Source organism: Arthrobacter sp. MOO21 (genome assembly GCF_057369995.2).
The window spans coordinates 320,742-344,935 of record NZ_CM170671.2 but is presented as its reverse complement, the minus strand read 5'-3'; the positions used below and the strand labels follow the sequence as shown (position 1 = coordinate 344,935).

At 66.6% G+C, this 24,194-nt stretch carries 25 protein-coding genes; 13 read left to right on the top strand and 12 right to left on the bottom strand.

All coding sequences use genetic code 11. From position 1 onward, the window contains the following. The first annotated feature begins 123 nt into the window (after nt 1-123). The gene (locus AC2JAJ_RS01490; protein WP_221383999.1) at nt 124-1,038 is read left to right on the top strand and encodes a Bax inhibitor-1/YccA family protein; all 915 of its coding nucleotides are present in this window, start codon (nt 124-126) and stop codon (nt 1,036-1,038) included. Between the two features lie 105 nt (nt 1,039-1,143). On the opposite strand, the gene galK is transcribed toward AC2JAJ_RS01490, so the two are convergent. Together galK and galT are read right to left on the bottom strand one after the other, a co-directional pair. Next, nucleotides 1,144-2,331: a galactokinase gene (gene galK, locus AC2JAJ_RS01485; protein WP_501053313.1), complete on the bottom strand. Its 1,188-nt coding sequence runs from the start codon at nt 2,329-2,331 to the stop codon at nt 1,144-1,146. Further along, a complete protein-coding gene (galT, locus tag AC2JAJ_RS01480) occupies nt 2,328-3,485 on the bottom strand; it encodes a galactose-1-phosphate uridylyltransferase (protein ID WP_221383997.1) in 1,158 nt (385 codons plus the stop codon). Before galT ends, galK begins: the two co-directional genes overlap by 4 nt. Before the next feature lie 102 nt (nt 3,486-3,587). Here galT and AC2JAJ_RS01475 point away from each other — a divergent pair, with 102 nt between their 5' ends. The 4 genes from AC2JAJ_RS01475 to AC2JAJ_RS01460 are packed head-to-tail and all read left to right on the top strand — an operon-like array spanning nt 3,588 to nt 7,777. Continuing rightward, nucleotides 3,588-4,550: an aldose 1-epimerase family protein gene (locus tag AC2JAJ_RS01475; protein WP_486414549.1), complete on the top strand. Its 963-nt coding sequence runs from the start codon at nt 3,588-3,590 to the stop codon at nt 4,548-4,550. Between the two features lie 36 nt (nt 4,551-4,586). After that, nucleotides 4,587-5,909: an AI-2E family transporter gene (locus AC2JAJ_RS01470; protein ID WP_501053312.1), complete on the top strand. Its 1,323-nt coding sequence runs from the start codon at nt 4,587-4,589 to the stop codon at nt 5,907-5,909. A gap of 3 nt (nt 5,910-5,912) precedes the next feature. Beyond that, complete coding sequence (gene ilvA / locus AC2JAJ_RS01465) at nt 5,913-7,151, top strand: threonine ammonia-lyase (RefSeq protein ID WP_221383994.1); 1,239 nt, start codon at nt 5,913-5,915, stop codon at nt 7,149-7,151. 8 nt (nt 7,152-7,159) lie between these two features. Then, nucleotides 7,160-7,777, top strand: a complete 618-nt coding sequence (locus AC2JAJ_RS01460; protein WP_221383993.1) for a rhomboid family intramembrane serine protease — start codon at nt 7,160-7,162, stop codon at nt 7,775-7,777. A gap of 91 nt (nt 7,778-7,868) precedes the next feature. On the opposite strand, the gene greA is transcribed toward AC2JAJ_RS01460, so the two are convergent. Both greA and AC2JAJ_RS01450 read right to left on the bottom strand, forming a co-directional pair. Next, nucleotides 7,869-8,363 carry a transcription elongation factor GreA gene (greA, locus tag AC2JAJ_RS01455; RefSeq protein ID WP_221383992.1) on the bottom strand — a complete coding sequence of 165 codons (495 nt, stop codon included), beginning with the start codon at nt 8,361-8,363 and terminating at the stop codon, nt 7,869-7,871. Between the two features lie 151 nt (nt 8,364-8,514). After that, the gene (locus AC2JAJ_RS01450) at nt 8,515-8,973 is read right to left on the bottom strand and encodes a DUF4307 domain-containing protein (protein ID WP_501053311.1); all 459 of its coding nucleotides are present in this window, start codon (nt 8,971-8,973) and stop codon (nt 8,515-8,517) included. A 130-nt stretch (nt 8,974-9,103) separates the two neighbouring features. On the opposite strand from AC2JAJ_RS01450, the gene mca reads away from it, so the two are divergent. After that, nucleotides 9,104-10,009 (top strand): mycothiol conjugate amidase Mca, encoded by a 906-nt coding sequence (gene mca / locus AC2JAJ_RS01445; protein ID WP_501053310.1) that lies wholly within the window; start codon nt 9,104-9,106, stop codon nt 10,007-10,009. Nucleotides 10,010-10,106: 97 nt separating this feature from the next. Next, nucleotides 10,107-10,445 (top strand): hypothetical protein, encoded by a 339-nt coding sequence (locus AC2JAJ_RS01440; RefSeq protein WP_486414551.1) that lies wholly within the window; start codon nt 10,107-10,109, stop codon nt 10,443-10,445. 49 nt (nt 10,446-10,494) lie between these two features. On the opposite strand, the gene trhA is transcribed toward AC2JAJ_RS01440, so the two are convergent. Beyond that, nucleotides 10,495-11,241: a PAQR family membrane homeostasis protein TrhA gene (gene trhA, locus AC2JAJ_RS01435; protein ID WP_374226137.1), complete on the bottom strand. Its 747-nt coding sequence runs from the start codon at nt 11,239-11,241 to the stop codon at nt 10,495-10,497. 150 nt (nt 11,242-11,391) lie between these two features. Here trhA and AC2JAJ_RS01430 point away from each other — a divergent pair, with 150 nt between their 5' ends. Both AC2JAJ_RS01430 and phoH2 read left to right on the top strand, forming a co-directional pair. Continuing rightward, entirely contained in the window at nt 11,392-12,153 is a 762-nt protein-coding gene (locus AC2JAJ_RS01430; protein ID WP_486416759.1) for an isoprenyl transferase, read from the top strand. 238 nt (nt 12,154-12,391) lie between these two features. Then, nucleotides 12,392-13,810 carry an RNA 5'-3' helicase PhoH2 gene (phoH2, locus tag AC2JAJ_RS01425; RefSeq protein ID WP_486414552.1) on the top strand — a complete coding sequence of 473 codons (1,419 nt, stop codon included), beginning with the start codon at nt 12,392-12,394 and terminating at the stop codon, nt 13,808-13,810. A gap of 83 nt (nt 13,811-13,893) precedes the next feature. On the opposite strand, the gene AC2JAJ_RS01420 is transcribed toward phoH2, so the two are convergent. Beyond that, nucleotides 13,894-14,541, bottom strand: coding sequence for a GNAT family N-acetyltransferase (locus tag AC2JAJ_RS01420; RefSeq protein WP_486414553.1), 648 nt, complete (start codon nt 14,539-14,541; stop codon nt 13,894-13,896). A 53-nt stretch (nt 14,542-14,594) separates the two neighbouring features. Further along, nucleotides 14,595-15,389, bottom strand: coding sequence for a hypothetical protein (locus tag AC2JAJ_RS01415; protein WP_486414554.1), 795 nt, complete (start codon nt 15,387-15,389; stop codon nt 14,595-14,597). A 60-nt stretch (nt 15,390-15,449) separates the two neighbouring features. Here AC2JAJ_RS01415 and AC2JAJ_RS01410 point away from each other — a divergent pair, with 60 nt between their 5' ends. Both AC2JAJ_RS01410 and AC2JAJ_RS01405 read left to right on the top strand, forming a co-directional pair. Beyond that, nucleotides 15,450-15,998 (top strand): prepilin peptidase, encoded by a 549-nt coding sequence (locus AC2JAJ_RS01410; RefSeq protein ID WP_473693163.1) that lies wholly within the window; start codon nt 15,450-15,452, stop codon nt 15,996-15,998. Nucleotides 15,999-16,027: 29 nt separating this feature from the next. Further along, nucleotides 16,028-16,498, top strand: coding sequence for an NUDIX hydrolase (locus AC2JAJ_RS01405; RefSeq protein ID WP_221383983.1), 471 nt, complete (start codon nt 16,028-16,030; stop codon nt 16,496-16,498). 23 nt (nt 16,499-16,521) lie between these two features. Here AC2JAJ_RS01405 and AC2JAJ_RS01400 read toward each other — a convergent pair whose 3' ends face one another. The 4 genes from AC2JAJ_RS01400 to AC2JAJ_RS01385 all read right to left on the bottom strand — a co-directional run bounded on the left by AC2JAJ_RS01400 (nt 16,522) and on the right by AC2JAJ_RS01385 (nt 20,541). Then, on the bottom strand, nt 16,522-17,559 hold the full coding sequence (locus AC2JAJ_RS01400) for an AAA family ATPase (protein ID WP_221383982.1): 1,038 nt from the start codon (nt 17,557-17,559) through the stop codon (nt 16,522-16,524). Between the two features lie 161 nt (nt 17,560-17,720). Next, entirely contained in the window at nt 17,721-19,148 is a 1,428-nt protein-coding gene (locus AC2JAJ_RS01395) for a class II fumarate hydratase (protein ID WP_221383981.1), read from the bottom strand. Between the two features lie 87 nt (nt 19,149-19,235). After that, complete coding sequence (locus tag AC2JAJ_RS01390) at nt 19,236-19,850, bottom strand: carbonic anhydrase (RefSeq protein WP_221383980.1); 615 nt, start codon at nt 19,848-19,850, stop codon at nt 19,236-19,238. Between the two features lie 10 nt (nt 19,851-19,860). Continuing rightward, complete coding sequence (locus AC2JAJ_RS01385; RefSeq protein WP_260323076.1) at nt 19,861-20,541, bottom strand: DUF4245 domain-containing protein; 681 nt, start codon at nt 20,539-20,541, stop codon at nt 19,861-19,863. A gap of 222 nt (nt 20,542-20,763) precedes the next feature. Between AC2JAJ_RS01385 and glpX the strand changes: the two genes are divergently transcribed. Both glpX and AC2JAJ_RS01375 read left to right on the top strand, forming a co-directional pair. After that, the gene (gene glpX / locus AC2JAJ_RS01380) at nt 20,764-21,786 is read left to right on the top strand and encodes a class II fructose-bisphosphatase (RefSeq protein ID WP_221384065.1); all 1,023 of its coding nucleotides are present in this window, start codon (nt 20,764-20,766) and stop codon (nt 21,784-21,786) included. A gap of 90 nt (nt 21,787-21,876) precedes the next feature. Then, nucleotides 21,877-22,920: a lipid II:glycine glycyltransferase FemX gene (locus AC2JAJ_RS01375; RefSeq protein ID WP_486414555.1), complete on the top strand. Its 1,044-nt coding sequence runs from the start codon at nt 21,877-21,879 to the stop codon at nt 22,918-22,920. Between the two features lie 6 nt (nt 22,921-22,926). Here AC2JAJ_RS01375 and manA read toward each other — a convergent pair whose 3' ends face one another. Next, entirely contained in the window at nt 22,927-24,171 is a 1,245-nt protein-coding gene (gene manA, locus AC2JAJ_RS01370) for a mannose-6-phosphate isomerase, class I (protein WP_486414556.1), read from the bottom strand. Nucleotides 24,172-24,194 lie beyond the last annotated feature (23 nt).

The window sequence follows — 24,194 nt, the reverse complement described above, 5'->3', positions numbered from 1 at the left end:
AGCCCAAGAGTCACGGTTAGGTTGCGGAGCCGCTGCTGCGGGAACTTTCGGGAGAAGCCCGACGTGGGATTGGTAGCGTAACGAAAAGTACATCACCCACACCCAACATGGAGGAACCCCGCAATGGCACTTGGCGGCAACCCGATCTTCAACGGAAAGAGTTTCCGTGGAGCCACCCAGGCACCGCCTGTACCGCAGGCTCCTTACGGTGCTCCCTATGGCCAGGCACAGTATGGCCAGCAGCCGTACAGCCAGGCACCCTACGGCCAGCAGGGCTGGAACGCGCAGCCCCAGAGCATGACCGACGAGCAGCTGCGCCAGATGTACAGCCAGCCTTCGGCCGGACCCGCAGACACCGGCCGGATGACGTTCGACGACGTCATCATGAAGACGGCAGCGTGCCTTGGGGCCGTCCTGGTGGGCGCTGCCATCACCCTCACGGTCGGGCTGGGCCTGGCCTCGATGCTCATGATCGTCGGCGCCCTGGGCGGCTTCGTGCTCGCCCTGGTCAACACGTTCAAGAAGCAGCCCTCGCCGGCCCTGATCCTTGCCTACGCAGCCCTGGAAGGCCTCTTCCTCGGCGGCCTGACCAGGATCCTGGACACGCAGTTCCCGGGCGTCGGCCTGCAGGCGGTCATCGGCACGCTGTCGGTGTTCGCCGTGACCCTGGTCCTCTTCAAGAGCGGCAAGGTCCGCGCCACCCCGAAGGCCATGCGGTTCTTCATGATCGCCGTCATCGGGTATGCCGTGTTCGCCCTGGTCAACATGGTGATGATGTGGACCGGTGTCCTGCAGCAGCCCTTCGGCCTGCGCAGCGTTGAGATCTTCGGCATTCCGCTGGGGGTCTTCATCGGCCTGCTGGCCATTGGCCTGGCCGCGTTCTCCCTGATCATGGACTTCACCAGCATTGAGGCGGGTGTCCGCAGCGGCGCTCCGCAGCGCTTCTCCTGGACTGCAGCCTTCGGCCTGACCGTAACGCTGGTCTGGCTCTACGTGGAGATCATCCGCCTGCTGGCCATCCTCCGGGGTAACGACTAGGCACTGCGGCAGCTCCCGCCGTCGTAAATCAAACAACTGCGGGCCCCACCAAGCTGGTGGGGCCCACAGTCTTTAAGTGCTGCCGGCGGCAAGGAGCAGGCGCACCTAGGCGATGCGCATGGCTCCCGCGGCAGGGGAGACGGTGAAGATGTCCGGCGCGGCAAATCCGGCGTCGGCGAAAGCCTTGGCGACGGCGTCGCGCACCTTTTGTTCGGCATCCACCGGAGTGAGCGCGATGGCTGCCCCGCCGAAGCCGCCCCCCGTCATCCGGGCGCCGATGGCGCCGCTGGCCCGGGCGGTGTCCACCGCCGTGTCCAGTTCCGGGCAGGAGATTTCGAAGTCGTCGCGCATGGACGCGTGGCTGGCGTCCAGCAAGGGGCCGATGGCTGAGGGGCCCTGGCGGCCCAGCAGTTCCACCGTCTGGAGTACCCGGTCGTTTTCCGTAACTACGTGGCGCACCCGGCGGAACGTGACCTCGTCAAGCAGCCCGGCCGCCTCCTCGAGATCACCCACCTCCACGTCACGCAGCGCCTTAACGCCAAGTACCTCGGCACCGAGTTCGCACGAGGCCCGGCGGGAAGCGTAACCGCCGTCGGAATGGGAGTGTGAAACCTTGGTGTCGATGACCAGCAGCACCAGCCCGGCCGGTTCGGTCTCGAACGGAACCAGGCTGGCCTCCTGGTTCCGGCAGTCCAGGAAGACCGCGTGCCCTCTGGATCCCCGCAGGGACGCTGACTGGTCCATGATGCCCGTGGGCGCACCGACGAAGTCGTTTTCGGCCCGCTGGGTGGCCAGGACCATGTCCTCCGCTTCCAGCCCGGCGCCGGTGAGGTCGTTCAGTGCGGAGATGACGGCGCACTCGATGGCGTGCGACGACGACAGGCCGGCACCCAGCGGCACGTTGGAGTCCAGCAGGAGGTCCACGCCGGGGATATCGATGCCGCGTTCGCGCAAGGCCCACATGACACCGAGGGGGTACTTGGTCCAGCCCTTGGCGGTTCCAGGCTGCAGCGACCCCACCGACGCGGTGACGACACCGTGGTCCCCGTAGGTGGACAGCAGGCGGACGGTGGAGTCCGGGCGGGCTGCGACCGCAACGCGCGCCGTCCGGTCGATGGCGAAGGGAAGGACGAATCCCTCGTTGTAGTCGGTATGTTCACCGATGAGGTTTACCCGGCCGGGGGCCTGCCAGACGCCGTCGGGCCGGCCGCCGAACTCGCGGCTGAAGCGATCGGTCAGCTCGTCGGTGCCGGCCGGGGCGGGACCGGTGCCGGGACTGGGGGCGTTGCTCATGCGGGGGCTCCTTCGGGTGCGGCCGCCAGGGCGGGGACAGGCTGGGACGACGGCGGGACGGCGACATTGCGCAGGCGCTCCGCTACGCTTTCCGGCGTGGTGTCGTTGATGAAAGCGCCCATTGCTGCTTCCGAACCGGCGAGATACTTCAGCTTATCGGCGGCACGGCGGGGAGACGTCAGCTGCAGATGAAGGTAGCCGGCCGGCCGGAGGGCATCATCCAGGGGCGCCTGGTGCCAGGCGGAAATGTACGGGGTAGGGGTGGGGTAGAGGGCGTCGACGCGCTTGAGCAAATCAAGGTACAGGTGCGCGAGTTCGTCCTTTTCCTCGCCGTCCAGCGCGGCGAGGTCCGGGACGTGGCGGTGCGGCACCAGGTGGATTTCCAGGGGCCAGCGGGCTGCGAAGGGGACGTACGCGCTGAAATTCGCGCCTTCCAGGACCATCCTGCTGCCGTCCTCGCGTTCGGCCCGCAGCAGGGAGCCGGTCAGGGTTTCCTTGCCATCCTTCGAGTCGTAGTACTTCCGGGCCGCTGCACCCAGGACGCCGGCGCGGGGCGTGACGTAGGGGTAGGCGTAGATCTGCCCGTGGGGGTGGTGCAGCGTGACCCCGATATCCGCGCCGCGGTTCTCGAAGGGGAACACCTGCTTGATCCCCGCCATGGCGCTCAGCGCCTCCGTGCGCTGGGCCCAGGCTTCAATCACCGTGCGGGACCGTTCCGGGCTCAGGCCGCTGAAGGACCCCGTGTGCTCCGGGGTGAAGGAGACCACTTCGCAGCGGCCATAGGCGGGGCCCTTCGTTCCCCACGCCGGGTCCGCGGGGACCGGACCCAGGGCCGGGCCAAGGGAGGGGAAGCGGTTTTCGAACACGACGACGTCATAGTCCCCTGCGGGGATTTCCGATGCATTGCCGGGAGTGGTGGGGCAAATCGGGCACTGGTCCGCCGGCGGAAGGTGGGTGCGGGTCTGGCGGTGCGCGGCGACGGCAACCCACTCGTCCGTCAATGCATCGAAACGGATCTCGCCCGGTTCACCCCGTGGCGGCAGGCCGCGGTGGTCCGTCGTCAGGTGGGCGGCGCGGGAAGCAGTGCTGCCGGCGTCGTCGAAATAGATCAGCTCGCGGCCGTCCGAGAGTGTAGTACTGGTGATCCCTGTCATGGGGAAATCTTCCCACAAGCGATCAATAATGAATAGTTAACAACAAAAAGTAACAAGCGGGTGTGGTGGAGGAGCGGCGCTCCCCGTTGTACGGTAAGGCGCATGACAGTGTCTTCCAACCCGGAAATTCCAGCCCCTGCCAGCCCCCGGACCTGCGCGACGGGCCGCCAATACGAGCTTCGCCGCGGAGATGCCGTCGCAGTGGTCACCGAACTCGCCGCCGGGCTCCGCTCATTCACCCGCGCCGGGGTCCTGCTCACCGAGACCTACGGCGATGACGAGATCCCGCCCGGCGGGTCCGGCATCACGATGGCACCCTGGGCCAACAGGGTGGAGGACGGGCAGTGGTTGCTGGACGGCAAGAAGCAGCAACTGGACATCACTGAAGTCAGCCGCAACAACGCCAGCCACGGCCTCCTGCGGAACACCGGCTACACGCCGCTCGGGCAGTCGGAGCATTCGGTGTCGCTGGAAGCCACTATTTTTCCGCAGCATGGCTACCCGTTCCTCGCCCGGCACCGCGTCGACTACCAACTCTCCGAAGACCTGGGCCTGAGGGTCCGGCAAACCCTGGCAAACGACTCGGCGGCGCCGACACCGTTTATCCTGGGCGCCCACCCCTACCTGCGGCTGGGGGACACCCCCGTTGAGGATCTGGTCCTGACGGTTGCTGCCGGCACCCGTCTCGTAACCGACGAGCGGCTGATTCCCCGCAGTTCAGCGCCGGTCGAGGGCGACGCAGATTTCCGTTCGGGCGGGCGCATCGCCGACCTGGCCATTGACGTTGCCCTCACGGATCTTCGATACGAGGCCGGCAAGGCCCGGCACGTGCTGGCTGCCGCGGACGGCAGCCAGGTGGCCTTGTGGCAGGACGAATCCTGCCGTTACGTCCACATCTACGTGAGCACGGTCTATCCCGGCCGCACCCGTGCCGTTGCTGTGGAGCCGATGACCGGGCCGGCGAACGCGTTCAACTCCGGTGACGGGCTGAGGTGGCTGCCGCCGGGGGAGTCGTTCAGCATGGAATGGGGGATCGATTACGTGCCCGCCACGGGCGGCCGCTAGTTTCCCATTAGCGGACGGCTGCGGAAGTATTGGCTTATGAGGCCAAACGAGGACGACGTTACCCAGGCAAGGCAATCTTCCGCGCAGGTTTCCGCTGCGCCGCTGCGGGTCCTGACGGACCGTGAACTCGACAAGGACATCCCCTACGGCGTGCGCATTGCCGCGTCCTGGTCCTGGCGCCTGGGGCTGATCCTCCTGATGGCCGGAACCCTGGTGTGGCTGCTCAGCCACGTCACCCTCCTGCTCATCCCGGTGATGGTGGCCGCGCTCCTTGCCGGGCTGCTGAGCCCGGTCACCGCGTGGCTGAAGCGGCGCGGCCTGCCCGCCGGCCTGGCCGTGGCTGTGACCGTCCTGGGTTTCATCGGGGTGATCGCAGGGGCGCTGGCGCTGGTCGGGCGGCAACTCATCGTCGGCTTTGGCGAGCTCTGGTCCCAGGCGCTTGAAGGCGTGCGCCAGGTCCAGGACTGGCTGTCGGCCGGCCCGCTCCACCTGACCGCCGCCCAGATCGACCAGTACGTGAAGGAAGCCAGCGATGCGCTGCAGAACAACAGCAGCAGCATCCTCAGCGGCGCCCTGTCCTTCGGCAGCACCGCCGGACACTTCGCGGCCGGAATGCTCCTGGCGCTCTTCATCCTGATCTTCTTCCTCCTTGAAGGGGACCGGATCTGGGCCTTCCTGGTCCGGCTGCTTCCCCGGAAAGCCCGGGCGGCGGCCTTTGGCGCTGGCCGCAAGGGCTGGGCATCAATGGTCAGTTATGCCCGCATCCAGATGTTCGTCGCAGCTGTCGACGCCATCGGTATCGGTGTGGGTGCTGCGATCATCGGCGTTCCCCTGGCGCTGCCCCTGGGCGTCCTGGTCTTCCTCGGCTCCTTCATCCCGGTGGTGGGCGCCTTGGTCACCGGCGTCGTGGCAGTGCTGCTGGCACTGGTGGCCAACGGTCCGGTCAACGCGCTGGTCATGCTGGGAATCGTGCTGCTGGTCCAGCAGCTTGAGGGACACATCCTGCAGCCGTTGGTCATGGGCAAGGCGGTCTCGCTCCATCCCGTTGCCGTGATCCTGAGCGTGGCGGCGGGCTCCTACCTCGCCGGCATCCCGGGCGCGCTGTTCTCCGTGCCCATCCTGGCCGTAGCAAACTCGGCCGTTCGCTACATCGCCGCGAGAACGTGGGAACATGAACAGGTGCCGGTAATTGCCGGAAAGCCCGTTACGGCCGGAGCCGGCCCGGACAACACCATTGAGGACGTTGAACCGCCGGCCGCATCCGATGCCGGGAACGACCGGGCCGGCACCACAACTGAACACCGCGATGCCCGCACCGCCTCCCGACCGGGCAACGGGGCCGAACCCAGAGGAGAATAGTCCGTGAAAATCCTTGAAACCCTTCCCGTCACACTGGACGATGTCCTGGAGGCGCAGAAGCTGCTTGACGGGATTATTGCGCGTACGCCCGTTGAGTCATCGCGGGCGCTGGGAAACATGGTGGGCGGGGACGTCTACTTCAAATGCGAAAACCTGCAGCGTGCCGGTTCGTTCAAAGTCCGCGGGGCCTACGTGCGGATGGCACGCCTGTCGCCGGAAGAGAAAAAGCGCGGGGTGGTGGCAGCTTCCGCCGGCAACCATGCGCAAGGCGTCGCCGTCGCCGCGAAGAGCCTGGGCATCAAGGCCCGCATCTACATGCCGCTGGGTGTGGCGCTGCCCAAGCTTGCCGCAACCCGCAGCCACGGCGCTGAAGTGGTCCTGCACGGCCACAACGTGGACGAGGCGCTGGCGGAAGCCCAGCGCTACAGCAACGAGACGGGAACGGTGTTCGTCCACCCCTTCGACAACGTTGACGTCGTGGCGGGCCAGGGCACGCTGGGTCTGGAGATCCTCGAGCAGGTGCCCAACGTGGACACCGTCCTGATGGGGGTTGGCGGCGGCGGGCTCCTGGCTGGGGTCGCCGTCGCCATCAAGGCACGGGCAAGGGAACTGGGCCGGGAGATCCGCATCATCGGTGTGCAGGCCGAAAACGCCGCCGCCTACCCGCCGTCGCTGGCGGCAGACGCGCTGGTGCCCTTGAAAAAGGTGTCCACCATGGCGGACGGCATCGCCGTCGGACGCCCGGGGCAGCTGCCGTTCAGCATCATCCGGGAACTCGTCGACGATGTTGTCACCGTCAGCGAGGACTCGCTGGCCCGCGCGCTGATCTTCCTGCTCGAGCGGGCCAAGATGGTGGTGGAGCCCGCCGGCGCCGTCGGCGTGGCCGCCTTGATGGACGGCAAGATCGAGAACCCGGGCACCACCGCGGTGGTGCTCTCCGGCGGCAACATCGACCCGATGCTGATGCTCAAGGTCATCCAGCGCGGCCTCTCCGCAGCAGGCCGCTACATGACCGTGCGGATGATGCTCGATGACCGTCCCGGTTCACTGGCCACGATCGCCCGCATCATCGCCGAAAACGACGCCAACGTCACCGGACTTGACCACACCAGGGTGGGCGGCTCGATCAGCATGGGAGACGTCTCCATCACCGTAAACCTGGAAACCAAGGGCCACCAGCACGGCGAACAGGTCCTCAGCGCGCTCCGCGCCGAAGGCTTCCAGCCGATCGTTGTGCACTAGGAACGGCCATGGCCGGACCGATGGGTAACGGGCGCCGTCCGGAACGGCAGGCCGTCGCCTCCCGGGCCAGGGGCGGGTTGCTGGTACTGGGCGGGTTCGTGGCTTTGCTCTTTGTCCTCGAGCTGGCCAACAGCCTGATGCTGGGTGCGCTCAACCGGACATTCGGGCTGCGGCCCAGGAGCGCGGACGGGCTGCTGGATATCTTCACTTTTCCGCTCCTGCACGCGAACCTGAACCACCTGCTCTCCAACAGCCTGCCGCTGATCATCTTCGGCTTCCTGGTGTTCCTCTCCGGGCTCCGGGTGTTCCTGACCGCCCTGGCCTTCAGCTGGCTGGGCAGCGGGCTCACCGTGTGGTTGATCGGCGACGGCGTGACCGTGGGCGCCTCAGGCCTGGTCTTCGGCCTTTTCTCGTTCCTCCTGGTGCGGGGCTTCTTCAACCGCAGCTGGCGGCAGATCCTGCTCGCCGTGGTCCTCTTCATGGGCTACGGGAGCATCCTGCTGGGCGTCCTGCCGTTCGTGGCAGGCTACATCAGCTGGCAGGCCCACCTCGGCGGTGCTGCCGGGGGAGTGGTGGCAGCGCTTCTTCTTCGTCCACGCCACGTACCGGCAGCCAGGGGATACTGACGCAGGATGCAGGTGCGCCGCACACGCCGGGATTAAAGCGAAAACGGCGGCCGTCCCTGCCAGGGAGGCCGCCGTTTCGGTTGCGCTGGTGCTAGCCCGTGTAGGGCTTGGCGGAGAGGATCTCCACCTTGATGTCCTTGCCGTTGGGCGCCACGTAGCTGAGGGTGTCGCCCTCCTTGTGGCCGAGAATGGCAGCACCAAGCGGGGACTTCTCGCTGAACACGTCCAGGTCCGAGCCGCCCGCAATTTCACGGGAGCCGAGCAGGAAGGTCTCTTCGTCGCCGGCGATCCTGGCCACCACGATCATGCCGGGCTCCACGATGCCGTCATCGGCCGGGGCCTCACCCACGTGCGCGTCGCGAAGGAGTGCCGTCAGCTGGCGGATGCGGGCCTCAATCTTGCCCTGTTCCTCCTTGGCAGCGTGGTAGCCCCCGTTTTCCTTGAGGTCCCCCTCTTGCCGGGCTGCTTCAATCTTCTGGACGATCTCCGCCCGGCCAGCGCCGGAAAGGTGGTCCAGCTCTGCCTTCAGGCGGTCAAAAGCCTCCTGCGTGAGCCAGGCTGCAGATGCGCTGTTGGTGGTAGACACGGACTTCTCCTCTAGTGGTCCTACATGCAAAAGACCCCGCCACGGTGGCCACTTGTGGAACAGTAACCAGCTCAGCGGGGTGAAGGTATCTACTTATTGTAGTCAATCCTCTGGAGATAACCCAACCTCGAAGCGTTGCACGTCACAGGTTTTATTGCCCATCCCCGGGGATCCAGCAGCTGTCAACGACGCCGGATACGGACGCTGACTCCGTCCGAACGGTGACGCGCTGGGCAACTGTCCGGCCGCCGTCGGGCGTGCCATCTGCCACCGACGGCGGGATGTCCACAACCTTCCAACCTACCACCGCGAACTTCGAGTCCAAGGCCTTGACCGCGCACTTAACCGCCTTGGCGGGCTCGCGGGTCACCTGGAAATCCACTTCCGCCAGCGTGGAGTCAGTGGTGCTGTAGCCGATGTCCTTGAACGTCACGCCGGACAGCGAATTCGATGTTGAAACCCACGCCAGGAACCCTATTCCCGCCGCCAGTGCAACGCCTGCAGCCGCGCGGGCTGCAGTGGGGGTGAACCTGCGCTTTTTAGCACCATACCGATTGGCTAGGCTAGTGTCTGCGGGCGCGGGATGGGCCGGCCGGTCCGGGGAAGTCACCAGACCAGTTTAGTGCCCTTTCCGCCTGCGCTTTACGGGGCCCAGCAGCCGCCGTACAAGCCAGCCCGCACCGTTATCGTCCGCGGCGCCGCCACAAGCCGCGTCCAGAAGAACCAGGAGCAGTCCCGCCATGACAGCGTCCAGCAAACCCCAGGTGCCGCTCCGGCTGCTGGCAGTCCATGCCCACCCGGACGACGAGTCGAGCAAGGGCGCTGCGACCATGGCTATGTACGCGGCGGCAGGAGTGGACGTCCTCGTGGCCACGTGCACGGACGGCTCGCGTGGCGATATCCAGAATCCGGCAGTGGACGGCGAGCCGCATCCCAAACGGGATATGGCCGGTGCCCGCCGGCTGGAAATGGAGAAGGCCGCGGCCATCCTCAACATCCGGCAACGGTGGCTGGGCTTCGTGGATTCGGGGCTCCCGGAGGGCGACCCGCTGCCGCCCCTTCCGGCCGGCTCCTTCGCAACCCTGCCCCTGCACCGGGCGGCCGCGCCGTTGGTGCGGCTGGTCCGTTCATTCAAACCCCACGTCATCCTCAGCTATGACGAGAACGGTGGCTACCCCCACCCGGACCACATCATGGCCCACCGGGTTGCGGTGGAAGCCTTCGAAGCCGCGGGGGACCCCCAGCGTTACCCGGAAGCGGGGGAGCCCTGGGAGCCCAGCAAGCTCTACTACGACCGTGCGTTCAGCCCGGAGCGTTTCCGCGCCCTGCATTTTGCACTCGAAGAGGCGGGGCTCCAGTCCCCGTACGCGGAGCGGCTGGCAGCATGGCTGGAATCCGACGCGGAAGGCCACACCCCGCCACCGGCGGCGCACCCGACCACCACCCAGATCGACTGCGGGGACTTCTTTGAAGTGCGCGACGACGCGCTGCGTGCCCACCGCACGCAGGTTGACCCGCTGGGGTTCTTCTTTGCCGTCTCGCCGGAGATGCAGCGACGCGCCTGGCCTTGGGAGGACTACTCCCTGATCTCTTCGCGGGTGCCGTCCGAACTCCCGGAAAAGGACCTGTTTGCCGGGCTAAGATAGACCGGCAGGCAATTTCTATCTGGCGTAGAAGACAATAGCGGCCCCGGCCGGCGATGACCGCTTCCTGCTGCATCCGTTCCACCAGAAGGTATCCACCGTGCATTCTCTGCTCCTCAGCCTCGCCACCACCCCGACTCCGCTGCCCACTCCCACGCTCCGGGAGGGGATCTCGGAGGACCAGGTAACCCCGGGTCTGCTGGGGTTCATCATGACCGCCTTCTTTGTGGTGGCCACCGCGCTGCTGATCGTCGACATGGTGCGCCGGATCCGCCGGGTCCGCTACCGGGCCCAAGTTGAGGAGGAACGCCTGGCGGCTGCGGCCGCCGCCGACGTGGAGGCTGCCGACGCCCAGGAGGGGCTGGACAGCCCCCCGGCCGCGGCGCCTGACTCCAATGGCGACGCCTCCGGCCCCGGTCTTCCCGGCCCCCGCAACTAGGCGGGAGGCGCCTCCGTCGGCGGGGCGCGTGGTCAGCGGTGGCGTGCGGTCAGCGGAGGACCGCGATGGCGATTGCGGTGAAATGCGCCGCGAACGCGAAGACGGTAAACGCGTGGAACAGTTCGTGGAACCCGAAATGGTGGTAGCTGAAGTTGGGCTTCTTGAGGGCGTAAAAGACCGCCCCCGTGATGTACAGGACGCCGCCCACGCAGATCAGCACCGCTGCCGGAATGCTGGCCTGGAAGAACTGGGGCAGGTAGAACAGTGCGCCACAGCCCAGGGCAATGTAGATGGGCACGTAGAGCCACCGGGGAGCGTGCGTCCACAGGAGCCGGAACAGCACGCCCAGGATGGCTCCGGCCCAGATGACGCATAGCAGCAGGACAGCCTGCGGACGCTCGAGGAGGGTCCAGGCCAGCGGCGTGTAGCTGCCGGCGATGACCAGCATGATGTTGGTGTGGTCCAGCCGTTTCAGGACCAGCTTCACCCCGGGGGACCAGTTGCCGCGGTGGTAGACGGCGCTGACGCCGAACAGCAGCACACCGGTGGCGGCGTAGATCGCGGAGGTGATCTTGCGGTCCGTCGTCGGGGCGAGGACGATCAGCATGATGCCTGCCGCGAGGGCCAGCGGCGCGGTGACGGTATGGATCCAGCCCCGCCACTTCGGCTTGATCATCAGCAGTTCGGCAAGCCTGGCCGCGGCATCGTCAACCGCGCTTGGCCCGGGACCTGTCCCGGCACTGTTCCTGTCCTCCGGCTGGGGTGTCAGCGGAGCCTTCGGAGAGTGGCTGTTCATGGATCAAGAATAACTTACGGCCCGGTAAGTTACCCGCTGGTAACAAGCGGTGGACGCCCGTCCCCGGCATTGCGGGAAGTACCGGCCCGTGGCGGGCGGTAGCCTAGGATGTGCAAGTACGTTCGGCAGGAAAGTCAGGTGAGTGGACGCGTGGAGTTGCCCGGGTTCCTCTATGGCTATTACGAACGCCGTCTGCTCAAAGATCTCCCCCGGGACCGGATTCCCCGGCACATTGGCGTCATGGTTGACGGCAACCGGCGCTGGGCCAAGCAGTTCAACGCCCCCACCAGCCAGGGCCACCAGGCGGGGGCTGACAAGATCCATGAGTTCCTCGGCTGGTGCCAGGAACTGGGCGTCAAGGTGGTCACGCTCTACATGCTGTCCACGGACAACATGAACCGCTCCAGCGAGGAACTGGACCTCCTGATGGGCATCATCGCCAACACCCTTGACCGGCTGGACGAGGACGCAAACATTTCCGTCCATGCGATGGGTGCGCCCGAACTGCTGCCCGACTACCTCGCCGAGCGGCTCACCAAGCTGACGGCCAGGACCCCTGTGCGGGAAAAGCTGCACGTCAACGTCGCCGTAGGGTACGGCGGCCGCAGGGAAATCGTCGACGCCGTCCGCGAACTGCTGCACGACGCCGTCGCCAAGGGCACGGATATCTCCAAGCTTGCCGACGACCTCTGCGTCGACGACATCTCGCGCTTCCTCTACACCCGGGGCCAGCCGGACCCGGACCTCGTGATCAGGACGTCGGGGGAGCAGCGGCTGTCCGGATTCCTCATGTGGCAGAGCGCCTACAGCGAGTTCTACTTCTGTGAGGCCCTGTGGCCTGCCTTCCGCAAAGTGGACTTCCTCCGCGCCCTCCGGGACTACGCCGGCCGGCAGCGACGCTTCGGGGCCTGACTTCTGCGGTTCACGGCAAGTTCACGCCGCCGCAACAGGAATCGCCGAATAATGGTTGCGGAAATTACCTGGAGTGGATTTACGTTATATCCATCAGCAGGCAAAACCGCCGGCTGATCGGGGAGGCCAGTACATGGAGCGAAACATCGCACCGGTTGTATGGGAGGCCGGACCCGGCCTCGTGGCCGAGCCGCCTCACCAATAACAAAGCCGGGCTGGGCCCGGGGCTGGAGTCGATGTGGCTACTTCTGAAAAACTGCACGAGGTCCTTTCCGACCAGGCAGGAAAAGCTACCTCTCGCGCCGCGCGAGCCACTACACAAACCGGTTCAGCAACTGATGCTGAGGCCGGTTTTGCCGTCTCCGGAAGGGAACCCCTCATCCACACGTTCGTGATCGACACCTCCGTCCTCATCTCAGACCCGCGGGCCCTGCTCCGGTTCGCCGAACACGAAGTCATCGTCCCCGTAGTGGTCATCACCGAACTCGAAGCCAAACGCCACGACCCCGAGCTGGGATACTTCGCCCGCAAGGCCCTGCGGCTCCTCGACGACCTTCGGGTCAAGCACGGCGGCCTGAACGAGCCCATCCCTATCGGGGGCGACGGCGGGACGCTCACCGTGGAGCTCAACCACATCTCCTCGGAGGTGCTGCCCCTGGGGTTCCGCAGCGGGGACAACGACAGCCGGATCCTCGCCGTCGCAAAGAACCTCGCCAACGAGGGCAGGAACGTCACCGTGGTATCCAAGGACCTGCCGATGCGGGTCAAGGCGTCCGCCATGGGCCTGACAGCCGATGAGTACCGCAATGAACTGGTCAAGGACTCCGGCTGGACCGGAGTGGCCGAGATCGAAGCCAACGAACAGGAAATCTCCACCCTGTACGGCCAGGAGCCCGTCTTCATTCCTGCCGCCGCCGAACTTCCCGTCAACACCGGCCTCGTCCTGCTCTCCAACCGGGGCTCGGCGCTGGGCCGGGTGGGGGCGGACAAGCAGGTACGCCTGGTCAAGGGCGACCGTGACGTGTTCGGCCTGCACGGCAGGTCCGCCGAGCAGCGGCTGGCAATCGACATGCTGATGGATCCCTCCGTCGGCATCGTCTCCATCGGCGGCCGCGCCGGCACCGGAAAGTCCGCGCTCGCCCTCTGCGCCGGCCTGGAAGCTGTGCTGGAACGCCGTGAGCACCGCAAAGTGATTGTCTTCCGGCCCCTGTTCGCCGTCGGCGGGCAGGAACTGGGCTACCTGCCAGGGTCCGAGTCGGAGAAGATGAACCCCTGGGCCCAGGCAGTGTTTGACACACTGGGCGCCCTGGTCAGCCAGGAAGTGGTGGAGGAGGTCATGGACCGCGGCATGCTCGAGGTCATGCCCCTCACCCACATCCGCGGGCGCTCCCTCCACGACGCCTTCGTGATCGTCGATGAGGCCCAGTCACTGGAGAAGAACGTCCTGCTCACCGTCATGAGCCGGATCGGCCAGAACTCCAAGATCGTGCTGACCCACGACGTCGCCCAGCGCGACAACCTCCGCGTTGGCCGGCACGACGGAATCGCCGCCGTCGTCGAAACCCTGAAAGGACACCCGCTCTTCGGCCACATCACCCTGACCCGTTCTGAGCGCTCGCCGATCGCCGCCCTGGTGACGGAACTCCTGGAGGGCTAGGCAGGGGTGCCCGGGCGGCCCTTCCTCTGCGTGCTGGCTCGTTCCACGCTGCCGGAAGGGCCGCCCGGGCATCAGGCCCGACCCTAGCTAGTGTGCAGGAACCGCGCCGCTGCCTCGTGGCCTTGGACCTTCAACTCCCACTCGGGGCGCTGGAACTTCTCCGGGGTGAGGCGGACGTGCTGCACCGTTTGGACTTCCGTGCCCCAGGTTTTGCGGGTGGTCCCGTTGAGCTCGTAGCCGAGGGACCTGGAGACGCCGAGGGAGGCTTCGTTCCAGATGGCGGCTTCGGATTCGGCCACGTCAGCGCCGAGCCAGTCAAACGCGTAGAGCGCGACGGCGGCGCGCATCTCCTTGCCCAGGCCGCGGCCCTGGACGGACTGCCTGAGCCAGGAGCCGGTGGTGACTGTCCGAAGAGACGCGAAGTCCTTGGCGCCGACGTCCTGGCAGCCGACAAACCCGCCATCGTGCCAAATACCCAGCAGCAGGGTCCAGGACTCGGGCGTGCACTCGGCCCGGCAACGCCAGTACCAGCGGGCCATGTTCGGGCCCAGCTCCTGCTCCGGCAACTCAGTCCACGGCGTGCTGAAGGGGTTCCTGCCGTTGTCGTGGATGCCACTGCGCGCAGCATCCACGGCCGCAGGAATGTCCTGGTCAGTGATCGGCCTGAGCTCCAGGCGCGGGGTTGTCAGCCTGAGATCGAACAAGGGCCAGACGGAGCTCAACGTAGTCATCCGCGAAGCCTAGCCGATTGGCGCTGATCGGTCCGTGCCCAGGCGGGCTGTGCTCAGGCGGGAATGTCCCAGGTGATGTGCCTGCGGACGTCGGTGAGGTTCATGGACTCCGCGAGGAACAGGTCATCCAGCATGTATTCATCCACGGCGATAATGCGCAGCCAGTGCCCGTGTTCCGCCGTTTCCGGCTCCAGCGACTGGCTGGACACGCAAACCCCGGTGCCGACGTCCAGGCGAAGGCGCGACCGGCCGGCAACGCAGAGCGGAGCGGCAGGGTCGCCGGGACGGTAGGCGGGATTGGCAATCGCCTCAGCCTCGAGGACCCGCCGGCCCTCGTGCTCGGCGAACCGGACCTGGAGTATGTCCAAGGCATTGTTCCCGGGGAACTCGAGGGGCACTGGGGCGTTGCCCGCGAGCTCCACGGGATCGAGCGCAGCAGAGAAACGCCCGTTGCCGAAGCCCGGCTCGCCGTAGGCTGCCTCTGGCCGCCGCCGCACCAGCCCGGCGTCGTCGTACACCGGGGTCACCAGGTGCGGGGGCAGGAGCCAGGACTTCCGGGTGGCGCTGACGTAGAAGACGTCCCGGGAATCGTTGATTCCCGTTGTGCTGTACAGGACCTGCCCGTCGGGGCTTTCCAGCCGCAGCGCCCCCGGGCGGCGCAGCCAGGCACGGACAAAGGGAGCGGCAGGATCCGGCGCCCGGTCAAAAGGCTGGTCCCAGTATTCGAAGCGCAGCGACTGCCATTTCCAGGGCGAAGACCGGCACAGGTTCCTGAACATGGTTGCGAGGTCCGCGGGGGCGGCAGCGGTCTCGGGTTGCGCCCCATGCCGGGAGTCCCAGGTCGACATATCCACATTTTACGCGGGCGTGCTACGGCGGGAATGGCCGGATCCAGTAGCATCCGAGGGGTGATCGGACGATTGGGTGACCTCTGGCAGTACAGTCCGCCTGCCTTCTGGCTGGTGCTGGCGGCCTGCCTCTACTTCGCCGTGATGGCGGTCCGGCTCACCATCATCGACGTCCGGCACCACCTGCTGCCCAACCGGATTGTCTTCCCCTCCTATGCGGTGGCAGGAGTCCTCTTGCTGGCGGCAGCCGCCGTGGCCTGGGCCAGTCCCGTCCAGGCACCAGTGGACAGCACGGCCGGAATCCTGGCCGTTCCGGCGCTTCGCATCCTGGCCGGGGCGGGAATCCTGTGGCTCTTCTACTTCATCCTGCGGTTTATTTACCCGGCGGGGATGGGTTTCGGCGACGTCAAGCTCGCCGGAGTGCTGGGCCTGTACCTTGGCTACCTCGGGTGGGGCCACCTGTTTGCCGGGACCTTCCTGGCTTTCCTGCTGGGCGGCCTGTGGTCCCTGGCGCTCCTTGCGGCCCGCCGGGGAACCCTGAAATCGTCCATTCCGTTCGGCCCGTTCATGCTTGCCGGAACGGCCGCCGCCATGCTGCTGCCGGCCTGAATGGCTTTGGCCTTCGGTAGGCTGGCGGTATGCCTGCACCCGAATACGTCCTGAAGCTGCGCAAGAAGATCGGCAACGACCCCCTCTGGGTTCCCGGCGTCCGGGGAGTGGTGATCGACGATGCCGGCAGGATCCTGCTGGCCCAGCGGGCAGACAACCGGCAATGGGCACTCATCAGCGGCATGCTGGACCCGGGGGAGCAGCCGGCCCGGGGTCTGGTCCGGGAGATCTTCGAGGAAACGGCGGTTATCGCGGAAGCCGAACGCGTGGTGTCCGTGGGCGCGGTAGGCCCCGTGACCTACCCCAACGGCGATGTCTGCGAGTTCCTGGACGTGGTGTTTTTGTGCCGTTATGTGGCCGGCGAGGCCCGCGTCAATGACGACGAATCCCTGGCTGTTGGCTGGTTTGGCCTCGACGAACTTCCCGAACTGATGCCCGGGCACCTCACCAGCATCCGCCAGGCGCTGGCGCCGTCAGGAACCGCGCACTTCGAGCCATAAGCCCGCAGGCGCCGCGGCTCCGGTCAAGCCTGCAGCCAGCGCCACCACCGCGGCTGCTCCGGTTCCGGCGTCGGTTCCGGTTCCGGCTCCTCGCCCAGGGCGCGCGCGGCCTCCACGATGTCGTCCGCGGTGAGCGTCATGACGGCCTCACGGTCGAGTGCGTCGAGGCTTTGTTCCCCGTCGAGCGACAGCCGCAGCGCCTGCCGGTTGAGCGCCTGCTCGAACAAGGTGCGGGCGAACCGTGCGTTGCCGGAGTCCTCGCCCGCGTGGAGCCCGGTCAGGATGCGGCGGAGCATCTGGTCCGCACCTGGCTCCAGCGTGTACTCGTGCTGGGCCAGCATCTGATGGAAGATCGTCTGGAGTGCGTCGACGGAGTAGTCGGGGAAGGTGATCTCGCGGGCGAAGCGGGAGCGCAGTCCGGGGTTCGAAAGCAGGAATGACTCCATCAGCTGCGGGTACCCGGCCACGATCACGACCAGGCGGTGGCGGTGATCCTCCATCCGCTTGAGCAGGACCTCGATCGCCTCGGGGCCGAAGTCCATGCGCCCGTCCTCCGGGGCCAGCGCGTAGGCCTCGTCGATGAACAGGACACCGTCCAGGGCACGCCGGATCACCCGGTCCGTCTTGATGGCGGTCTGGCCGACGTACTGTCCCACCAGACCCGAACGGTCCACCTCGACCAGGTGGCCTTTCTGCAGCAGTCCGACCGCGCGGTACATCTCGGCCAGGAGCCGCGCCACGGTGGTCTTGCCCGTGCCCGGGTTTCCGAGGAACACCAGATGCTGCGATGTGGCCACCTCCGGCAGGCCGTGCGCCTTACGGCGGGCCTGGACCTGGAGCAGTGCGACGAGGGCCCGCACCTGTTCCTTCACGGTCTCCAGTCCGACCAGCGCGTCAAGCTCGGCCTGTACCTCGGACAGCGGCCGGGCCGGCCCGGGCCTGGCACCGATGAAATCGCCGACCAGGTCATCGACGCGCTCCGAGCCGGGCAGCTTGAGCTGATCGGCAAGGTGGCCGATCGTTTCACGCAGGTCGTCGAGCGGATGGCGGCTGGGAGCCATGCATCCACTGTAGTACCATCACGCCCACGCCGGGACGGGTTCCGATGCCTTCAAGCGCTTGGGGTGAAAGTACGACGGCGGCCGGTACCTTCCGTGCGAAGGGTACCGGCCGCCGTCGGGCCCCCAAAAGGGGCCTCCGAAGCCAGGGAAGCAGTGCGGATTTAGGCCTTGTGGGCCGGGGACGTCATGGTGGTGACGTCCAGGGCCTTGTCGAGGTCGGCCTCGGAGACCTTGCCTTCGCCTTCGCCGACGAAGCCGAGCTTCTCGGTGGCCTGGCGGATGGTCAGGCCCTCCTTGACGGCGGTCTTGGCGATCTTGGCGGCGTTCTCGTAGCCAATGTACTTGTTCAGCGGGGTCACGATGGACGGCGAAGCCTCGGCCAGGAAGCGGGCGCGCTCCACGTTGGCCGTGATGCCGTCGATCATCTTGTCCGCCATGACGCGGCTGGTGTTGGCGAGCAGGCGGATGGACTCGAGCAGGTTGGCGGCCATGACCGGGATGCCCACGTTGAGCTCGAAGGCGCCGTTGGTGCCGGACCAGGCGATGGCGGTGTCGTTGCCGATCACCTGGGCGGCGACCATGATGGAGGCTTCGCAGATGACCGGGTTGACCTTGCCGGGCATGATGGAGGAGCCGGGCTGCAGGTCGGGGATGGCGATTTCGCCGAGGCCCGTGTTGGGGCCCGAGCCCATCCAGCGAAGGTCGTTGTTGATCTTCATGAACGAGATGGCGATGTTGCGCAGCTGGCTGGACGCCTCGATCAGGCCGTCGCGGTTGGCCTGGGCTTCGAAGTGGTCGCGGGCCTCGGTCAGCGGCAGTCCGGTGTCCGTGGCCAGCAGTTCGATCACGCGCTCGGGGAAGCCGGCAGGGGTGTTGATGCCGGTGCCCACGGCGGTGCCGCCCAGCGGAACCTCCGCAACGCGGGGGAGCGAGGCGTTGATGCGCTCGATGCCGTAGCGGACCTGCGCAGCGTAGCCGCCGAACTCCTGGCCCAGGGTTACCGGGGTGGCGTCCATGAGGTGGGTGCGGCCGGACTTGACGACGTCCTTGAACTCGGCTGCCTTGCGCTCCAGCGATTCGGCCAGGTAGCCCAGGGCGGGGATGAGGTCGTTGATCAGTGCGGACGTGGCCGCAACGTGCACGGACGTGGGGAACACGTCGTTGGAGGACTGCGAGGCGTTGACGTGGTCGTTGGGGTGGACCACCTTGTCGCTGCCGGCGGCCTTGAGCGCACGGGTGGCCAGTTCGGCCAGGACCTCGTTGGTGTTCATGTTGGAGGACGTGCCGGAACCGGTCTGGAACACATCGATCGGGAAGTCGCCGTCGTACTTGCCGGCGGCCACCTCATCGGCTGCGTCAGCAATCGCCTTGGCCAGCTCGCCGTCGAGCACGCCCAGTTCTGCGTTGGCCTGGGCAGCGGCCTTCTTGACCCGGGCCAGGGCCTCGATGTGGGTGCGCTCCAGCGTCTTGCCGGAGATGGGGAAGTTCTCCACTGCCCGCTGCGTCTGCGCGCGGTACAGTGCGTTCACGGGGACGCGGACTTCGCCCATCGTGTCATGTTCAATGCGGAACTCTTCAGTGGAAGTCATGGGGCTAGCTTATGGCGGAGGGGCGCCCCATCGAAAACCGTTAAGTGGGGGCTGCCGGCGGTCCGCTGGACCGCCGGCAGGTGGCTCCTAGAGCTCGCCGATTCCGTAAACCAAGTCCGCGCGGCCCTCTGCAAGCCGGTAGGAAAGTCCAACGACGGCGGTGCGGCCGCCTTCGATTGCGTCCGAAATCACACGCGAGCTGTCCGCAAGGCGCTGTGACGTCTGCTTGACGTGCTCCACCACCATGTCGTTGACCTCGGGCTGGTCATTGCGCAGGGATGTCAGCACGGAGGGCGTAATGCGCTCCACGAGGTCCCGGATGAAGCCCGCCGGCATTTCGCCGGTCTCCACGGCGTCCTTGGTGGCCGTGACGGCACCGCAGCTGTCGTGCCCGAGAATGACGATCAACGGCACGTTCAGTACGCCGACGCTGTACTCCAGGGACCCCAGGACTGCGTCGTCAATGACCTGGCCGGCCGTGCGGACCACGAAGACGTCGCCCAGGCCGACGTCGAAAATAATCTCGGCCGCAAGCCGGGAATCGGAGCAGCCGAAGATGACGGCGAAAGGGTTCTGCGTCTCCACCAGGGACGAGCGCCGTGAAGCGTTCTGGTTGGGATGCGAGGACTCGCCGTTTACGAAACGTTCGTTGCCTTCGCGCAGGCGGCGCCAGGCCAGTGCAGGAGTCAGATAAGTCGTCACGGCCCTTACCTTACGGCGTGGCGCTGGCAGAGGGGGAAACTGTGACGGCGCCGCTGCTGTCAAGGGACTTCACGACGGCGTCCGCCAAGGTGGCGAATTCGTCCAGTTGTGCAGCGCCCGAGAGGATGACGGTAGTGCCCCGGTAGGCGAGCACCATCGACTTTTCGCCCTTGCCGGTGTCCCGCAGCTCCCACTCCTGCCCGCCCGCGTTCCGGGAACCGGTGACGGGCGCGTTCTTTGTCTGCTGCAGCAGCCAGGTGGGGTTGGCGCTCTTGGTTTGGACCAGGCCGATGAAGGAGCCCTTGGGCGTCAGGTACCCGACTTCCCAGGCGGCAACCCCGCTGCCCGTCCCGGCTTCCCACCGGGCGTAGTTTGCCCGGAATGCGTTGCCGGTATCCGGTGCCACGGGTGTGAATCCTGCCACATCCGCGGCATTCCGTGCGACGGAGGCGACGTCGATGTCCGGCCGGTAGCCCTCGTTCCTGGGCTGGGGATTCATCAGGACGACCGGCAGGAAGGCCGCGATGCTGAGGACCAGGGCAATGATCATCCCGATCACGGAAGCGTTGGCGCGCTTGGCCGCCGCGGCCGGAATGACAGGCTTTACCGGTGCCTCCGCGCTGCTGCCGGCGGAACGGGATTGCCCTTCCGGCGCTGGCTGGCCGGAGTTCGGGCTGGTGGTTTCCTGCATGTCATTCACCCCTCCATAGTCCCCCATCGGGGACCATGGATTCCATTCGGCCGGATCCCGCCCTGGAGCGCTGCAGCGCAGACATTGCGCGGACGCGTCATGCACCGCCCCGCGCCGCGGTGCCACGACTATGATCGATAGCAGAGGAATCACCGCACAGCTCCCGGCTGGCGGGTTCAATGATCGCCACTCGAAGAAGAGGTTCACGTGTCACCAGCGTCCATGACCCAGAAGTACTCCACGCTTTCCCCGTCGCTCGCCGTCGGCATTGATGAGCCCGACCGCAACCTTGCCCTGGAACTGGTCCGCGTCACCGAGGCCGCGGCCATCGCCGGCGGACACTGGGTCGGTTTCGGTGACAAGAACAAGGCCGACGGCGCCGCCGTCGACGCCATGCGCTCCTTCCTGCAGACCGTCCACTTCAACGGCGTCGTGGTCATCGGCGAAGGCGAGAAGGACGAGGCGCCCATGCTGTTCAACGGCGAGCGTGTGGGCGACGGCACCGGGCCCGAGGTCGACGTCGCGGTTGACCCCATCGACGGAACCCGGCTGACGGCCCTTGGCATCAACAACGCCCTTGCGGTGCTGGCTGTGGCCGAGCGGGGCTCCATGTTCGATCCCTCGGCCGTGTTCTACATGGAAAAGCTCGTCACCGGACCCGAAGCCGCTGACATGGTGGACCTGCGCCTGCCCGTCAAGCAGAACCTGCACCTGATTGCCAAGGCCAAGGGCGTGAAGGTCAACCAGCTCAATGTCATGATCCTCGACCGTGACCGCCACCGCCCGCTGGTGGAGGAAATCCGTGAAGCCGGTGCACGCACCAAGTTCATCATGGACGGCGACGTCGCCGGTGCCATTGCCGCCGCACGTTCCGGCACCGGGGTGGACGCCCTGATGGGCATCGGCGGCACCCCTGAAGGCATCGTGGCGGCCTGCGCCATCAAGTCCCTCGGCGGCGTGATCCAGGGCCGCCTTTGGCCCACCAGCGACGAGGAGAAGCAGAAGGCCATCGATGCCGGCCACGACCTGGAGCGGGTGCTTTCCACCAACGACCTCGTCTCCAGCGACAACTGCTACTTCGCGGCCACCGGCATCACCGACGGCGACCTGCTCAAGGGTGTCCGGTACTCCAAGGACAAGGTCCTGACCCAGTCCATCGTGATGCGTTCCAAGTCCGGCACCATCCGGTTCGTCGAGGGCGAGCACCAGGCCAGCAAGTGGGAAGGCTACGCCCGCAAGAATTGAGCCACGGCTCCCGCCGGTTGCGGCAGCCCCCGGTGCGCCTGGCGCGTACCGGGGGCTTTGGCGTTAAGGGCTTGGTATAGGGTTTAAGCCATGATTCCTGCTGTTGTGCCCTGTACTGACCGCGCCCGTTGGGACGAATATGTCGACCGGTTCCAGGGGCATCCGCAGCAGCTGTGGGGATGGGGTGAGACCAAGGCGGCACACGGCTGGTCCGTGGACCGTGTACTCGTCCAGGCCGGCGATGAGACCATTGGCTGCGCCCAGCTCCTGGTCCGGAGGCTTCCGTTTCCATTCAAGGCGCTGGTCTACGTTCCCCGCGGCCCGCTGTGCACCGTGGAGGACGCCCAGGTGGTATTGAACCGCCTGGCCGAATACGCTGCCTCCCGCCACCGCGGTGTCGCCCTGAGCATTGAACCGGACTGGGACCGCGGCTCGGCCTTTGCCGGGGCGGTCGCCGCCGCGGGCTTCCGCGAGACAACGAACACCGTGCTCATTCCCCGCACGCTCATCCTGGACCTCACCCGGTCCGATGACGAGCTGATGGCAGAGATGTCGAAATCCACCCGCGCCAACATCCGCAAGGCGATGCGCAGCGACGTGGAATTCCGCAAGGTCAAGAACGACTCCGAACTGGAGCAGGTGCTGGCCATCTACCATGAAACGGCGGAACGGGCCGGCTTCGGCATCCACGAGGACCAGTACTACCGCGACATCTTCCGGAACCTTGGGGACGCGTCCCCGATCATTGCAGCGTTCGACGGCGAGCAGATGCTGGCGTTCACTTGGCTCTCCCGCAGCGCCTCAACCGCCTTCGAGCTGTACGGCGGAGTGTCCTCCGAAGGGCAGAAACAGCGCGTGAACTACGGCGTGAAGTGGGCGGCACTGCAGTCGATGCGGGAGGACGGCTGCCGCCGCTACGACTTCAACGGCCTGCTCAACGACGGCATCTCCGACTTCAAGAAGCAGTTCGCCAAGCACGAAGACATGCTGCTGGGAACATGGGAGAAGCCGCTCTCACCGTTGTACCCCGCGTACGCGCAGGCCATGCCGCTGGCCCGCAAGGGGCTGCAGACGGCCCGCCGGCTCGTCAAGGGCGCGGCGGGCCGCGCAACTGCCCTGCTGCGGCGCGGCTAAGTCCGGCTAAAGCCCGGTGGTCACCGCGAAGGCGAGGACCGGTCCCGTGCTGCCGGCCACCCGGTGCACGTTGACCGGCGCTTCCGCCGCCGCCACGAAGGCGCTGCCGCCGCGTGCGAGCTCCAGGTCGCCCTTGGGGGAGTCGAGGTAGACGGCACCATCGAGCACGATGACCACCGCCGGACCGGCCTGGGCCAGCGGAACGGGGCCGGCATCCGGGCCCAGCTCGATGCGCTGGAGCTGGAACTCCCCGAACGGCGGACGGAACAGCTCCTGGTCCATCACGGTCTTTTCGGCGCTGATCATCGGCACGGCCACGGGGTGGAAGTCGATGGTGCGCAGGAGTTCGGGAACATCGACGAACTTCGGTGTCAGCCCGCCGCGCAGGACATTGTCAGACGACGCCATGACCTCCACGCCCAAACCGTGAAGGTAGGCGTGCACATTCCCTGCGGGCAGGTATACCGCCTCGCCCGGCTGCAGCGAGATCCTGTTCAGCAGCAGCGAGATCAGGACGCCGGGGTCGCCCGGGTACTTCTCGTTGAGGCTGATGACCGTCCGCAGTTCGGTTTCATACGGTGCCAGAGGCGCCCCTGCGAGCAGGGCGGCCACCACGAGGGCCGTTTCCTCTGCCACGGCCGGCCCGCCGGTGATCAGCCGTTCAAAGGCCCGGTGCAGGCCAGCGCCCTCGTCCCCGGCGGCGAGGTCGTCAAGGAGGGCCTGGATGAGCGCCGGGGACTTGCCGTCCGCAGTAAGTGCCTCCGCAACATGCAGCAGGATCTTCCGGGTCCCGGCCACCGGCCGGAAGCCGCACAGTGCCTCGAAGGGCGTCAGGGCGAAGATCATCTCGGGCTTGTGGTTGTCATCCCGGTAGTTCCGGTTCGGGGCGTGGGGATCCATCCCCGCTTCGTTTTCGCGTGCGAAACCGGCCCTGGCCTGGTCCAGGCTCGGGTGGACCTGGAGGGAAAGCGGCTGGGCGGCGGCCAGGATTTTCGCCAGGAAGGGCAGCCGGGGGCCAAAAGCGGCCACTGATTCGGCTCCCAGGAAGTGTTCCGGGTCCGATGCGATCAGGGCGTCGAGCGGCCTGTGCGTCCCGTCCTCCGGCACCTGGGCCACCGAGGGCGAATCGGGATGCGCCCCGATCCACAGCTCCGCCTCCGGTTGTCCCGATTCGGGCCGGCCCAGCAGCGAAGCGATCGCCGTCGTCGAACCCCAGGCGTAGTTCCGGAGGACATTCTCAATCTCGTACAAGGATGGTTCCGTTTCCCTAGCTA

Excerpts from the sequence above, each read along its gene's own strand:
- AC2JAJ_RS01470 (WP_501053312.1), top strand. The coding sequence starts at position 4,587 with ATGAGGCCAAACGAGGACGACGTTACCCAGGCAAGGCAATCTTCCGCG.
- galT (WP_221383997.1), bottom strand. The coding sequence starts at position 3,485 with ATGACAGGGATCACCAGTACTACACTCTCGGACGGCCGCGAGCTGATC.
- AC2JAJ_RS01490 (WP_221383999.1), top strand. The coding sequence starts at position 124 with ATGGCACTTGGCGGCAACCCGATCTTCAACGGAAAGAGTTTCCGTGGA.
- mca (WP_501053310.1), top strand. The coding sequence starts at position 9,104 with ATGACAGCGTCCAGCAAACCCCAGGTGCCGCTCCGGCTGCTGGCAGTC.
- AC2JAJ_RS01420 (WP_486414553.1), bottom strand. The coding sequence starts at position 14,541 with ATGACTACGTTGAGCTCCGTCTGGCCCTTGTTCGATCTCAGGCTGACA.
- AC2JAJ_RS01375 (WP_486414555.1), top strand. The coding sequence starts at position 21,877 with ATGATTCCTGCTGTTGTGCCCTGTACTGACCGCGCCCGTTGGGACGAA.
- AC2JAJ_RS01405 (WP_221383983.1), top strand. The coding sequence starts at position 16,028 with ATGCCTGCACCCGAATACGTCCTGAAGCTGCGCAAGAAGATCGGCAAC.
- AC2JAJ_RS01475 (WP_486414549.1), top strand. The coding sequence starts at position 3,588 with ATGACAGTGTCTTCCAACCCGGAAATTCCAGCCCCTGCCAGCCCCCGG.
- glpX (WP_221384065.1), top strand. The coding sequence starts at position 20,764 with ATGACCCAGAAGTACTCCACGCTTTCCCCGTCGCTCGCCGTCGGCATT.
- AC2JAJ_RS01415 (WP_486414554.1), bottom strand. The coding sequence starts at position 15,389 with ATGTCGACCTGGGACTCCCGGCATGGGGCGCAACCCGAGACCGCTGCC.
- AC2JAJ_RS01385 (WP_260323076.1), bottom strand. The coding sequence starts at position 20,541 with ATGCAGGAAACCACCAGCCCGAACTCCGGCCAGCCAGCGCCGGAAGGG.
- galK (WP_501053313.1), bottom strand. The coding sequence starts at position 2,331 with ATGAGCAACGCCCCCAGTCCCGGCACCGGTCCCGCCCCGGCCGGCACC.
- AC2JAJ_RS01400 (WP_221383982.1), bottom strand. The coding sequence starts at position 17,559 with ATGGCTCCCAGCCGCCATCCGCTCGACGACCTGCGTGAAACGATCGGC.
- trhA (WP_374226137.1), bottom strand. The coding sequence starts at position 11,241 with ATGAACAGCCACTCTCCGAAGGCTCCGCTGACACCCCAGCCGGAGGAC.
- AC2JAJ_RS01395 (WP_221383981.1), bottom strand. The coding sequence starts at position 19,148 with ATGACTTCCACTGAAGAGTTCCGCATTGAACATGACACGATGGGCGAA.
- AC2JAJ_RS01460 (WP_221383993.1), top strand. The coding sequence starts at position 7,160 with ATGGCCGGACCGATGGGTAACGGGCGCCGTCCGGAACGGCAGGCCGTC.